The sequence below is a fragment of the Rhodococcoides fascians A44A genome (assembly GCF_000760735.1).
GTDB classification, from domain to species: domain Bacteria; phylum Actinomycetota; class Actinomycetes; order Mycobacteriales; family Mycobacteriaceae; genus Rhodococcoides; species Rhodococcoides fascians_E.
Genome location: NZ_JMEX01000005.1, coordinates 201,258 through 214,875 on the forward strand (window position 1 = coordinate 201,258; position 13,618 = coordinate 214,875).

11 protein-coding genes are annotated in these 13,618 nt (G+C 65.0%); 4 read left to right on the top strand and 7 right to left on the bottom strand.

Annotation, left to right across the window (positions count from 1 at the left end; genetic code table 11):
• A partial coding sequence (locus BH95_RS29410; protein WP_244164827.1) for an AMP-binding protein occupies positions 1 to 3,170 on the bottom strand: 3,170 nt, incomplete at its 3' end.
• A 107-nt stretch (positions 3,171 to 3,277) separates the two neighbouring features.
• Here BH95_RS29410 and BH95_RS28700 point away from each other — a divergent pair.
• Positions 3,278 to 3,466 (top strand): hypothetical protein, encoded by a 189-nt coding sequence (locus BH95_RS28700; RefSeq protein WP_155291688.1) that lies wholly within the window; start codon positions 3,278 to 3,280, stop codon positions 3,464 to 3,466.
• A gap of 273 nt (positions 3,467 to 3,739) precedes the next feature.
• Here BH95_RS28700 and lnt read toward each other — a convergent pair whose 3' ends face one another.
• The 5 genes from lnt to BH95_RS04805 form a co-directional block, all read right to left on the bottom strand.
• Positions 3,740 to 5,341, bottom strand: a complete 1,602-nt coding sequence (gene lnt, locus BH95_RS04785) for an apolipoprotein N-acyltransferase (protein WP_037163219.1) — start codon at positions 5,339 to 5,341, stop codon at positions 3,740 to 3,742.
• Positions 5,331 to 6,926: an amidohydrolase gene (locus tag BH95_RS04790; protein ID WP_033189724.1), complete on the bottom strand. Its 1,596-nt coding sequence runs from the start codon at positions 6,924 to 6,926 to the stop codon at positions 5,331 to 5,333. Before BH95_RS04790 ends, lnt begins: the two co-directional genes overlap by 11 nt.
• Positions 6,927 to 6,943: 17 nt before the next feature.
• Positions 6,944 to 7,429 (bottom strand): FxsA family protein, encoded by a 486-nt coding sequence (locus tag BH95_RS04795; RefSeq protein ID WP_179275334.1) that lies wholly within the window; start codon positions 7,427 to 7,429, stop codon positions 6,944 to 6,946.
• Positions 7,430 to 7,528: 99 nt separating this feature from the next.
• The gene (locus tag BH95_RS04800) at positions 7,529 to 8,188 is read right to left on the bottom strand and encodes a response regulator (protein WP_027498505.1); all 660 of its coding nucleotides are present in this window, start codon (positions 8,186 to 8,188) and stop codon (positions 7,529 to 7,531) included.
• A gap of 15 nt (positions 8,189 to 8,203) precedes the next feature.
• Positions 8,204 to 9,364: a sensor histidine kinase gene (locus BH95_RS04805; RefSeq protein ID WP_037163216.1), complete on the bottom strand. Its 1,161-nt coding sequence runs from the start codon at positions 9,362 to 9,364 to the stop codon at positions 8,204 to 8,206.
• Positions 9,365 to 9,381: 17 nt separating this feature from the next.
• Between BH95_RS04805 and BH95_RS04810 the strand changes: the two genes are divergently transcribed.
• The 3 genes from BH95_RS04810 to BH95_RS04820 are packed head-to-tail and all read left to right on the top strand — an operon-like array spanning position 9,382 to position 13,051.
• Positions 9,382 to 10,149, top strand: coding sequence for a TSUP family transporter (locus BH95_RS04810; RefSeq protein WP_020110051.1), 768 nt, complete (start codon positions 9,382 to 9,384; stop codon positions 10,147 to 10,149).
• Positions 10,131 to 11,696 (top strand): TldD/PmbA family protein, encoded by a 1,566-nt coding sequence (locus BH95_RS04815; RefSeq protein WP_052059970.1) that lies wholly within the window; start codon positions 10,131 to 10,133, stop codon positions 11,694 to 11,696. The genes BH95_RS04810 and BH95_RS04815 overlap by 19 nt, the downstream gene beginning before the upstream one ends.
• Entirely contained in the window at positions 11,693 to 13,051 is a 1,359-nt protein-coding gene (locus BH95_RS04820; protein WP_037181269.1) for a metallopeptidase TldD-related protein, read from the top strand. The genes BH95_RS04815 and BH95_RS04820 overlap by 4 nt, the downstream gene beginning before the upstream one ends.
• Before the next feature lie 10 nt (positions 13,052 to 13,061).
• Here the strand turns inward: BH95_RS04820 and BH95_RS04825 are convergent, their stop codons facing one another.
• A complete protein-coding gene (locus tag BH95_RS04825; RefSeq protein ID WP_019666244.1) occupies positions 13,062 to 13,487 on the bottom strand; it encodes a VOC family protein in 426 nt (141 codons plus the stop codon).
• Positions 13,488 to 13,618: the final 131 nt, after the last annotated feature.

A 13,618-nucleotide genomic window follows, 5' to 3' on the forward strand; every position in this document is an offset into this window, starting at 1 on the left:
TGCAGGCGCGAGTCCAGGACGAGCTGTTCCGAACCCGAGATGGGAGCGCCGATGTCGACACCACGATCGACCGTCAGTGGCTCGCTGACCGACGAGAACACCGTGGCCTCGGTCGGACCGTACGCATTGAACAGCGACCGCCCTGCACCCCACCGCTCGACCAGCTCCGCACTCGCTGCATCACCACCGGTCACCACGACCTTCAGATCATCCAGACCCGACGGATCCACCGACGCCAACGCAGCAGGCGTCACGAACGCATGGGTCACCGACTCGCCCGACAACACTGCAGCCAACTCGGAACCGCCGTACACATCCGTCGGCGCGATCACTAGTGTGCCGGCGCCGCCGAAGGCCAGCAGCACTTCGAGCACCGACGCATCGAAGCTCGTCGACGCGAACGCGAGCACACGCGAGTCGGTGGTGACCCGGAAGCGAGACCGCTCCTCCTCCACGAAGTCGCCGAGTCCGCGGTGCGTGACCACCACGCCCTTCGGCACACCTGTCGATCCCGAGGTGTAGATCAGATACGCCGCATCGTCCAGCGACGGCACCGGCCTCGGTGTAGCAGGCTTCGGTGTTTCAGGCCTCGGTGTTTCAGGCCTCGGTGTTTCAGGACTCGACACAGTCTCGGCAGCGACAAGGTTCGATTCGTCGAGCGAGACCCAGTCCACCGAGGGCCCGGACTCGGCCAGTACGTCGATGTACTCCGACGTCGACACCCCTACCGCGACAACGGAATCCGACAACATGTGCGCAAGGCGATCCGCCGGGTACGACGGGTCGACCGGTACGAACGCACCGCCGGCCTTGGCCACTGCCCACACGGCAATCACGTACTCCACCGAGCGCCGCAATCCGACTGCCACGAACGAACCGACACCGACGCCGCGTGCGACCAACAGCTCGGCCACTGCAGTCGACCGAGAATCCAGCTCTCCGTAGGTCACCGGTGCACCCGAACCCGCAACCACCAATGCCTCGGCACTCACCCCCGCAGCCTTCACCGCGGAGGCGAAGATCTCCGGCAACAACTGTCCGCCCACCGACGACGCACCGCGAACCGGGACCAGGGCAGCCCGCTCGGCGGACGTCAGAACATCGACGTCGCCGACCGGACGGGCCGGATCGGTGGCCGCGCTGCGCAGCAACGTCACGAGCCTGTCGAGATGCGCCTGCGCTCGGCCGTCGTCCGCTTCCGAGTCATGGACGAACCGAATCGACATACCGGCGGGAACGCCGAGCGCATCGAACGTCTCGTGCACGGTGACCACGACGTCGACCACATCGAGATCTTCGCCCAGGTCCTCGACTCCGAACGACAGAAGCACGCGGATCAAGTCCGCTTTCGTGGACCCCGCCGAGTTGACCGTCGCACCGACCGACTCCAGCGATGCGCCCGCGTGAGCCAGTGCAGCCGAATCGATGTCACGCAGCCGAGCACCGAGATCGGAGAACGACTCCGCTGCGTCGACCGACGACCGGAGGACGACGACGTTGCCGTCGGTCGATCGCGTACGCACGCCGATCGAGATGTCGGTTTCGTCGGCGAGTCGTGACAGCAGCACGGCCAATGCTGAGTGGACGGACACCAGCACGCTGGCGTTCTGGTGGTTGGCCGCCGACAACAGTCCGCGGTGGGTGGCGGCGTCGATCGACGCGGAGGCTGTCCTCGGAGTCGGAGCGCCCGTCCGTTCCCCCTTGGATCCTGCGCTGTCGAACCCGGCGAAACCGACGGGGCTGGGCGCGTCGGAGAGCACCGAGGTCCAGTAGTCGAGTTCGGAACGCTCGGCGCGCCGAATCCTTCCCACGTCCGCACTCGGGCGATGAACGGTATCGACCGCGTCGTGCGGGCTCGCTTCGACGAACGCGTCGACGACCTCGACGAACGTGCGGTGGTGACGGACGAGGTCCTCGTCGACGTAGCGATTCGGGTTTCCGCGGAAGTCCACGAACGTTCGTGCAGGGCTACCACTCTGGTAGATGTTGACCAGCAGGTCCTCGACCGGACCGGAAGTGACGATGTTGAATTCGCCTGCAATGGAACCGAGTTGGATCTGCTGGTGGAACAGCATCACGTTGACCATCGGACCCGTGAGGTCGGCGTCCCGGCCGCGCGTCGCGAGTTCGCGCCGAATGTCTTCGAGGCTGAACCTCTGGTGACGCAACGCACCCATGAGTTCCAGCTGCACCTGCTGTACGAGGTCGCCCACGGTGCCGTCGGGATCCACACGGATCGACAGCGGAGCGACGTTGACGAGCATGCCACCCGAACGACGGAGCAACGCGGTGGTTCTTGCCGACACTGGAATGTTGATCAGCACCTCGTCGCGCCCGGTGACCCTGGCGAGGTAGCACGCGAACGCGGCGATGACGACGGCCGCGGACGTCGCGCCCTTGGTCGCGTCCGATGCTTCGAGCGCATCGACGATCTCGGTGCGCAACGCTTCGCTCGACAGTGTGCTTGCCGCGACGGTCGCGCCGGGTGTGTTCGCGAGGGAAGCACCACCACGCGCGTGGCCGACGTGTTCGACCCAGTAGTCGCGGTCCGATTCGAATCGACCGGAGGAGCGGTACTCCTGGTCCAGCTGGTACAGCTTCTGCAGTTCGGCGGCTTTGGCCGGTGGCGGCTGTGTGCCTTCCTGCTCCGCGGTGTAGAGCTCCGCCGTCCGATTCACCATCGTCATGGCTCCGTAGCCGTCGAGCGCAACGTGGTGGATCTTGCTGTACCAGAGGTACCGGTCGTCCTCGACGTGAAGAATCCAGACGTCCACCAGGCGATCGGTGGTCACGTCGACCGGAGCGGTGTAGTTGCGATCGATCCACGTCTTCGCCGCGGCCATGGGGTCGTCCTCGGACCGCAGATCGAGGTAGTCGACCGAGTCGTCGATGCTGTGATCGATCACCTGCATCGGTTCGCCGTCGACCTCGAACAGACGGATGAAGGCGGACTGGAACTCATGGCCGGCTTGACGCGTCGACTTCCTCAACAACTCCAGGTCGAGGTCGCCCCGCAAGTCCACGTACTGCGCGATACAGACAGGAACCGACGGCGCCAACTGCTGCGCGAACCACATTCCACGCTGAGCCGACGACAACGGGAACGGCTCCGATGCACCTCCCTCGGGAGGAAGTGATCCATGGGACTCGCCTGAGACCGCGGCGCGCATTCAGACACCTTTCCGAGTCGACGTCGCAAGAGACGACGAACGCAGCGAAGAATTGTCAGGGACAGTTGCCGAGGTACGTGCAGTCAACAGTCATTTCCGTTCCGAGCGTGGTTCAGCAACTGGGCCTTGGTCGAGTACAGGTCTATCGGTACGGCTATCCGCCTACCCGACCGTTCACAGTTGGTTCGTTGCGCGCTGCGGTCGGGATTGGGTTCGAAAAGAATGCCGAAAAAGGCTCGATGCCGGTTTTCGATACATTCGATGGACTTGGGGATTCATTCGGAGAAATTGGTTGAATTCGATAACCGAGCAGCGCACACATCATCGACGACCCCTCCCGTACGTACACGTCACCGACCGCGCAATTGCGGGAAATTGCGCGCCAACGATCAGTTGCGATCCAGGGACCACAGCGGTCTACAAACATACAATAAGAACCCGCCGGTTTTGTAGCGGATCACTATTGAAGAATCGAGCCTACGTCACGATTCGTTACACGAATCGCGCTCTCGAACAGGCCGACCAGGAATCCTCCGTCCGAATGACAGCTCGACATTCCCGAGAACCGCTCACGCTCGAATATCGGATTCGAAACCCTTTTCCTGCGCTTTTTCGGACTTCGAGTTTGTTCTTCTGCCGATCACTGCGGTGCCGATCACGAACGCCCCGGCCAGCACACACAGCAGATACTCCGGCCACGGACCCACTGCGGTGGCAATCGTCGTATCGGTCCGAAGAGCGACACGTTGAACGAGAACCTCCGGCACGAACAGATCGCTCGCCTGCTCGACGTCGCCCCGCGGCGACACCGTCGCGCTGATTCCGCTCGTTGCGGCGACAACGACGTCGCGGCCGTGCTCGACCGCGCGAACACGGGACATGGCCAACTGCTGGTACGTCATCTCGGTGTCCCCGAAGGTCGCGTTGTTCGTGGGGATCGCGATGAACTCGGCACCCGATCGAACGGACTCGGTCAACGCTCGGTCGAACGCCACCTCGTAACAGGTTGCGATTCCGACTGCCACGCCCGTGGCGTGGACGACACCGTTGCCCGTGCCTGGCACGAAATACCCGGCACGATCGGCATACTCGGAGAACAACCGGAAAAAACTTCGGTAGGGCAAGTACTCACCGAAGGGTTGAATGATCTTCTTGTCGTGTCGTTCACCCGGACCGTCGGCACCGTTCCAGGCGATCACCGAATTGGTGGTGGTCCTGTCGTCGTTGACCAGAACGGAACCGACCAGAATCGGAGCACCGACGGCCTCCGACGCCTCGGTGATCAGTGCCGCCGCGTCCGCGTTTCGCAACGGGTCTATGTCCGACGCATTTTCCGGCCACACGACGATGTCCGGTTCGGCCACTCGGCCCGCCGCCACGTCGTCGGCCAGGCGCAGCGTCTCGCGGACGTGGTTGTCCAACACCGCACGTCGTTGCGCGTTGAAGTCGAGGCCCAACCGAGGAACACTCCCCTGCACGGCCGCCACGGTGATGGATGGTTCGTCCCCGGACGCCTGCGCGGGCGCGAGGGTCGGCAACAGTGCGAGCGCGGCAACGGACGCGACCACGGTGGTAGCGGTGGCTGTTGCCCATCGGCCACGCGAACGTGGCCCGAGGATGCACGCCACGAGCGCTGCGATTCCGCATCCTGTCAACGCCACACCGAAACTCAGCAGCGGCGCTCCTCCGACACTCGCCAACGGCAGTAGAAACCCGTCCGGCTGGCCGAATGCGAGTCTGCCCCACGGAAAGCCGCCGAACGGAAACGACGACCGCGCCCACTCGACGAGACTCCATGCCAGGGCAATCGACAGTGGCCACCACCGAGACCTCCCGAGGACGGCTGCAAGGACGCCGAAGACACCGATGAACACGGACTCGGCGGCCGCCAGGGCCAACCAGGGCAACGGCCCGACGTACACGCCGATCCAGGGAAGCAGCGGGACGAAGAAGCCGAGGCCCGCCACGAATCCGTACCCGAAGCCTGCTTTCTTCGACGGGCGGTTCGAAGACCCGATACCCGACACGACCCCGACGAGGATCGCGACACCGACCGGGGCGAGGAACCACAGGTGCCGAGGCGGGAAGCTCGCGAACAGCAAGAGACCGGCGACAGCAGCGAGGACGGTGGAAACACCGACGCGCAGGAACGCGCGCGGATCACGCTTCATGGATCACTCGTCCGCGGTGCACCGTGCGCAGGCAACGAGGGCTCGGAGACTGCGGATCGAGGGCGGGCAGCGGGGGTACTCCGGCCCTCGGATCGGTAGACCACCGTGCAACCGAATCGGCGGGTGCGCGCACGACCAGCTCGTCGGCATCCCAGACTGCGTAGCTCGCGGGGGCACCGGGAAGCAGCGTACCTGCCAGACCGTCGCGCACACCGCCCGCTCGCCACGCACCTCTGGTGGCAGCCGAGAACGCCGCCCGAGGTGACACCGCGCTTCCTGGAGTGCGGTGTCCGACTGCGTATCGCAGAACGCCCCATGGATCGACCGTCGTCACCGGGGCGTCCGATCCGAATGCAAGGGACACACCTCTCGATGCGAGCGAGGCGAACGGGTTCAGCTCCCGCGCCCGCTCCACGCCGAGTCTGGATGCGTAGAGGGCGTCGTCACCACCCCACAACCCGTCGAAGGCCGGTTGCATGCTGGCGATCACCCCGAGAGACGCAAGAACGTCCGCCTGCGCGTCCGACACCATCTCCAGGTGCTCTATCCGGTGCCCGAGCGCAGCTACCGCCGGACCGCCGAACACCTCGGCGGTCCGGAGCAGCGCCGCGGTGACAGCGCCGACGGCACCGTCCCCGATTGCATGAAATCCCGCCTGGATGCCGGCTTCGGTACACGCGGACAGATGAGCGGCGATGGACTCGACGTCCTGGAAGGCGATGCCGGTGCCGTCATGGTCGGCGTACGGCTCGGTCAGCCACGCCGTGTGGGAGCCGATGGATCCATCGACGAACAGGTCCCCGCCCAGCGCGGCCGCACCCGTCGACGAGAGCAGCTCGCGGGCGTGCTCAGCGCTGGTGGCCAGTTCGCCCCAATAGCCGCGGACCTCGACACCGTGCTGCGTCGCCGACAACTCGGCGAAGTCGGTGGAGCCCGAGATGTCCGGGCCCGCGCACTCGTGAACCGCGCAAATACCCTGGGCTGCAAACAGATCCAGTGCCGCGAGCCGGGCCCGCGTGCGCAGCCGCGGGCCGATCAATGCCCGAGCAGTGGACCGGACCGCGTGATGGGCGTCGGCCGTGACCGGCTCCTGCGGGTCGAACCCCAACTGGGAGCTCGTGATTCCGCTGGCAATCCGAAGGGGCGACGAGCAGGCGGCCGAATGTGCGTCGATCCGCGACAGGTACACGTTTCGGCCGGGCGCAATCGCGTCCAGATCGGCAGTGGTCAGCGCCCCGCCATCGCCCCACGTCGAATCGTCCCAACCTTGTCCCCACACCACATCGTCGGATGTCTGCTCGACGTGCCGCCGGATTCGGTCCAGGCAGTCGGCCCGAGTCGCAGCTCCCGTCAGATCCAGTCCGACGACGGACAACCCGAGTGCCGTCGTGTGCACGTGCGAATCGACGAACGCAGGCGCGACGAATGCGCCTGCGAGATCGATTTCCTCGGCGCCCGGATGCAGGGCTCTGCCTGTGCGATCCTCGCCGGTCCATGTCACGACACCGTCGGTGACGGCCATCGCCGTTGCGTCGGGTGCCGTCGGGCTGTAGATCCGTCCACCGAGGAGCAGTTGGGTACTCACGACAGACCAGTCTGCCCTCAGCGAGTGGGCTTCTGGAAATCCTGAGGCTGAGCTTCGATGATGGCCCCGGACAGCCGCGGGCCCGTCGAATCCGGGACGACCTCGCCGTCGATGACCGTCGGCCGCATCCGCGCCGTGGTCGCGGCGACAGTGGGCATCCACCGCGCTGCGGCGAGCAGGACCAACGGACGCAACGCCCACCTCGTGAACGGCAGCAGGAGCAGGATGCCGAAGAGCGACGTCACCAAGCCGGGCACGAACATCGCCACCGCGCCTATGGCGAACAGCACACCGTCCGCGACTGCGACACCGGGCGCACGCTCACCACGTCCGGCGGCGCGCAAGCCGTCCATCACCCGGCGTCCCTGAGAGCGGACCAGGATCAAGCCGACAGCCGACCCCGCCAGCAACAGCAGCACGGTCCACAGCACACCGATGGCGCTTCCTACTGCGACCAGGGCAGCTACCTCGACGATCACGTAAAGAAGAAAGAGAGCAAACACCGTCGTTCCTTTCGTTGCCTGTAGCGACAACGAACGAAGTGGTCTGGAATACTCCCGACCCCCGAGAGGTCTTCGTTTTTTATCAGGAACCGAGGCGCCCTACGACCCAGGACGAACGAGTCCGGTCTCGTAGGCGAGCACCACAGCCTGCACTCGGTCACGTAGACCGAGCTTCGTGAACATGCGACCGACGTGGGTTTTGACCGTCGCCTCGGACAAACCGAGCCGTTGCGCGATCTCGGCGTTCGACAATCCCGTCGCCAGCAGCTCGAGGACTTCGCGTTCGCGATCGGTCAAAGCGTCGAGCATCGCTGGATCACGCAACGGGGTGGCCTCGTCCGCGACCATTCTCGTCAGCAATCGCTTGGTGACCTTGGGCGAGACGACGGCATCTCCCCCGGCGATGCTGCGGATGGCGGACACCAGATCGTCCGGTGGAGTGTCCTTGAGGAGGAACCCGCTCGCACCGGCGCGGATCGCGCCAAGCACATGCTCGTCCAGATCGAAGGTCGTCATCACCAGCACCCGCGAGTGCGACGCCGAGGACGTGATCTGCTCGGTCGCCTCCACGCCGTCGATGCCGGGCATCCGTACGTCCATCAGAACGACGTCGGGCTGCAGGTCGGCCACCGCCTCCAACGCCGCTTTGCCGTCGGCGGCCTCACCGACGACGTCGATGTCCTCCTGCGCGTCGAGCACCATCGTCAGTCCCATACGCATGAGTTCCTGGTCGTCGACGATGAGAACGGAGATCGGCACCTGCACAACCTATCTTCACTCGAGCGGTAGCTCTGCTCGTACTCGCCACCGACCGTCCGACATCCTGCCCGCGTCCAACGTTCCCTGCAGAACTGCGACCCGCTCCCGCATACCCAGCAAGCCGTTTCCCGTCCCTTCGACGGCGATGGGCGGGGCACCGACACCGCTGTTGAGAATCTCGACGAGCACGTCCTCGTCGCGACGGATCACCGACACCGACGCTTTCGGGGCGTGTCCACCGTGCCGAAGCACGTTCGTCAGCGATTCCTGGACCAGCCGGTGGACACCCAGGCTGATCGCCGGACTGATGTCGTCGAGATTGCCGGTCTGCTCCAGCTCCACGTTCAATCCGGCCCTCGACATCATGTCCACCACCTTCGCGAGGCCGGCGGTGCCGTACATCGGCATGTCGTCCGCGTGCGGGTTGGTGCGCAGAAGCGCAACCGTGCGCCGTAGTTCGGCGAGAGCCGCGCGTCCCGTTGCGGAAATGTTCGCCACAGCCTGCTCGGCACGTTCGGGATCCTTCCGGATCGCGTAGGACGCACCGTCCGCCTGGACGACCATCACGCTCACTCCGTGGGCGATCACGTCGTGCAGCTCTCGTGCGATGCGGGTGCGCTCCATCGCCACCGCATCCTCCGCCCGCCGATCACGGTCGTACTCCGCGACGGCGAGCCGTGCCTCGACCGCCTCGTCGTAGGCACGACGTGCGCCGAGGAACTCCGCCGCCAGCCAGGCCAGCGCGTACATCAGCACCGTGAACAGAATCGACGTGAACGGATCCTGATCGAGGAAGACCAACGACACCATCCCGTCGACGGCCACGGCCACGAGGTAGATCGCACCCTCGCGCCGACCGACGTACGCCACCAGCGTGTACAGCATGATCGGAAGCGCGAGCAGCGACGGATGCAGACTGGTAGTGTCCCCCAGCGCATGTCCGGTGAGAACACTCAGGATGGACACGATCAGTACCGCTCCGGACACTGTTCGCGGGTGTCGCCTGCGCCACGCGACCGGAGCCGACACAGCCACGGCGACCAGTGCGAACAACGGCCACAGCACATCCGTGGCCGAGCCGATGAACACTATGGCGTCGGTCAGGAACAACGCGCAGGCCAGGAGAGAATCCGCGACGAAGGGCTTGCCCCTGAGCCACAGGCTGAATCTGCGCATGTGATTGAGTTTGCCGTATGACGGCTGCCGACTGGGGATTGCTCATGGTTGCCGCGTTCAGCGCCGGGTGGGTCGATGCCGTCGTCGGAGGCGGCGGCCTCATCCTGCTTCCGGCACTGCTCGTCGTGGCCCCTGGATTGTCCGCACAAGCCGCTTTGGCGACGAACAAGATGACCGCGGTGTTCGGAACGTGCGCAGCCGTCGTCACCTTCGCTCGCAAGATAAAGATCGAATGGCGAGTGATGGCGCCTGCAGGCCTTGCCGCAGCCGTCACGTCGGCATGCGGTGCGGCCGCAGTCTCTCTCATCGACCGCGACCTGTTCATTCCGATCATCATGGTCGTCCTCGTGGGAGTCGCCATCCTGGTGACGGCGCGGCCGACGATCGGCACTGTGGCAGCCCACAATCCACCGAGTCGACGCAAGTTTCTCGTGGTGGTCTTCCTGGCGGCGGGTGCATTCGGCTTCTACGACGGAATCCTCGGACCGGGCACCGGCACGTTCTTCATCATCGCGTTCGCCACCCTGCTCGGTACCGAGTTCGTCCGCAGTGCGGCGATGGCGAAAGTGCTGAACCTCGGTTCCAACGTAGGCGCTTTGGCCTTCTTCGCGATCACTGGCCACGTGCTGTGGCAATTGGGTGCTGCGATGGCCGTGTGCAATGTGATCGGCGCGCTGCTCGGGTCGAGGACCGCACTGTCGAGGGGATCGGGGTTCGTCCGAATCGTGCTGTTGGTGGTCGTGATCGGCATGGTTGTCCGCCTGGGATGGCAACAGTTCGGCTAATCTCCATCCCTGTGACCCTGCCTCCGCACACGCACACACGCACCGTCGATGCGGATTTTCTCGAACTCCCTCTGAAAGCACTGGCCGGTGCCGCACTGGACGCGGCGAAGCGAGCCGGGGCATCCCACGCGGACTTCCGAGTCCACCGATTGGTCACCCAGTCACTGAACATGCGCGACAGCATCGTTCAGTCGGCGGTGGACAGTTCGGAGATCGGTCTCGCGGTCCGTGTGGTCGTCGACGGAACGTGGGGGTTCGCGTCCGAATCCGAACTGTCGGAAGCGTCTGCGTCGAAGGCAGCGCAGTCCGCTGTTGCAGTCGCCCGGGCACTGCGATCGCTCAACCGCGAATCCGTCGAACTGGCCGACGAACCCGTGTACCGCGACGCGACGTGGGTGTCCCCCTACACCGTCGATCCGTTCTCGGTCCCGACGACGGAGAAAGTAGAGCTTCTCGCCGCCTACTCGGATTCCCTCCGCACCGCCGAGGGCATCGATCACGTCACTGCGTCCGTCCTGCAGGTCAAGGAGCAGGCGTTCTACGCCGATCTCGCCGGCAGCTCCATCACCCAGCAGCGGATTCGCCTGCACCCACAGTTCGAGGCCACCACGGTCGACCACGAGGCAGGCGCGTTCGAGACGATGCGCACGTTGGCACCTCCCACCAGTCGCGGATGGGAGTATCTCGGCGCCGGCAGCACCTGGGACTGGTCCGACGAACTGGAGCGGATTCCTTACTGGTTGTCGGAGAAGGTGAAGTCTCCGACGGTCACCCCCGGCAATCTGGACCTGGTCATCGACCCGACCAACCTGTGGCTCACCATCCACGAATCGATCGGCCATGCAACCGAATACGATCGTGCCATCGGATACGAGGCCGCCTACGCGGGCACGTCGTTCGCCACGCCGGACAAGTTGGGGACGCTGAAGTACGGCAGTGACCACATGCACGTCACTGCGGATCGCACCGAACAGCACGGACTCGCGAGCATCGGATACGACGACGACGGTGTCGCCGCGCAGCAGTGGGACCTGGTCAAGGACGGCGTACTGGTCGGCTACCAGCTCGACCGCGTGTTCGCCCCCAGACTCGGCCTGCCTCGTTCCAACGGCTGCTCGTACGCCGACTCGCCGCACCACGTACCGATCCAACGCATGGCCAACGTGTCGCTTCGACCGGACCCCGACACCGATCGCACAGTCGACGATCTCGTAGCCGAAGTCGAGGACGGCATCTACATCGTCGGCGACAAGTCCTGGTCCATCGACATGCAGCGGTACAACTTCCAGTTCACCGGCCAACGCTTCTTCAGGATCAGGAACGGCCGGCTCGACGGCCAGGTTCGCGACGTCGCGTATCAGGCGACGACAACCGATTTCTGGGGTTCGATGGACCTCGTCGGCGGCAAGTCCACGAGGCGGCTCGGTGGTGCGTTCAACTGCGGCAAGGCACAACCCGGGCAGGTCGCGGCGGTCAGCCACGGATGCCCGGCTGCACTGTTCCGCGGTGTCAACGTGCTCAACACTCGATCGGAGGCAGGCCGATGATCGCCGGACATGAGGTGATCGAACGTGCACTGTCCGCGGCGACGGTCGACGAGACGATCGTGATCGTCACCGATTCCAGCGAGGCCTCGCTCCGCTGGGCCGGCAACTCGATGACCACCAACGGCATCTCGACGCTTCGACGCTGGACGGTGATGTCGATCGTCCGCACCGACGCAGGGGCACGCGCCGCGACCGTGTCCTCCACGTCGGTGGATCCAGCGGACATCGCGGGCGTCGTCGCCGCAGCGGAACGAGCAGCGCGCGCGGCCGGTGTCGCCGAGGATGCGATGCCGCTTCTGACGGGCACCAGCGTGCCGGACGGCTGGGAGGCACCGTCGCAGCGAACGAACATCGACGTGTTCGGTTCGCTCACCGGTGGCCTGTCGTCGGGGTTCGACGGCACCGACCAGCTCTACGGATTCGCACACCACCAGGTGGAGACGGTGTGGCTGGGAAGTTCGACCGGGATCCGCAAGCGATACACCCAACCGACAGGATCGGTGGAGATCAACGGCAAACGCGGTGACGCCAGCGCGTGGGTCGGCACCGGGACCACGCGGTTCGACGACGTCGCGGTGGACTCACTGCTGGCCGATCTGTCCACGCGCCTGGACTGGGCCGACACACGCGTCGACCTCCCGGCAGGACGGTACGAGACGATACTGCCTCCGTCGGCAGTCGCCGATCTGATGATCTATCTCGTGTGGACGATGGAGGGTCGGGGCGCCCAGGAAGGACGCACCGCATTGTCGCGCGCCGGTGGAACTCGCATCGGAGAGAAACTCGGCACTCTCGACCTGACATTGTTCTCCGATCCCACGGCACCCGGCCTCGAGTACTCGCCGTTTCTGGCGACGGGATCGTCCAACGACTCGGTGTCACTGTTCGACAACGGGCTGCCGACCTCACGCGTCGACTGGATCGCCGACGGCGTGATCAATGCCCTCTCCTATCCCCGCTTCGCAGCCGAGGAGTACGCGACTCCCGTGACCGCGCCCGGGGACAACCTGATCCTCACCGGTGGCGACACGTCCATCGAGGACATGATTGCCGGGACCGAACGTGGTCTGCTTCTGACCACGCTGTGGTACATCCGCGAGGTCGATCCCGCGACGCTGCTGCTGACCGGCTTGACACGAGACGGCGTCTACCTGGTCGAGGACGGCGAGGTCGTCGGATCGACGAACAACTTCCGTTTCAACGAAAGCCCGCTCGACCTGCTCCGACGAGCAAGCCAAGCGGGCATCAGTTCGCCGACACTACCTCGGGAATGGAAGGACTGGTTCACGCGAACAGCGATGCCGCCGTTGCGCATTCCGGACTTTCACATGTCCTCGGTCAGCGCGGCCCAGTAGTCGTCGACACCTACTCGGCCGGTCCCGACACCTCGAGTGCGATGTTGTCGGGGTCGCGGAACTCGAGGATCGCGAGGCCGGGGCCTCCGCTCTTGATTCCCTCGTGCGCGATACCCAATCGGTCGAGAGTGTCCACCGCATCCTGCAGCGCCTGCCGACTGTCCACGCCGAAACTCAGGTGATCGAGCCCCGCACGGTCCGCGTCGAAGTTGTCGTCGTCCGGTGCGACCGGACGGAGACCGAACAATCCGCCGGGGAACTGGTAGATGACTCCACCGAACAGAAACCACAGGGATTTCTTGGTCTCCTCGTCGGCATTCGGGTCGTACTCGAACGCCACATCGAAACCGAACACGTCGTCGTAGAACTTTCGCGACACGTCGATGTCGCTGACCGTGAGCCGGACATGATGGAAATCCGTAGCTGCAATCGGCACGGTGCTTCTCCGCTCTGGTGGTCTCTGCCACCCGTTGTTGGTCCTCTATCCGACACCGCCCTGCCTGTCGTCCGCAGGCCGCCGACGTACATGTACCCACTTGCGCATATCGGAATCAGACCGAACGGGAT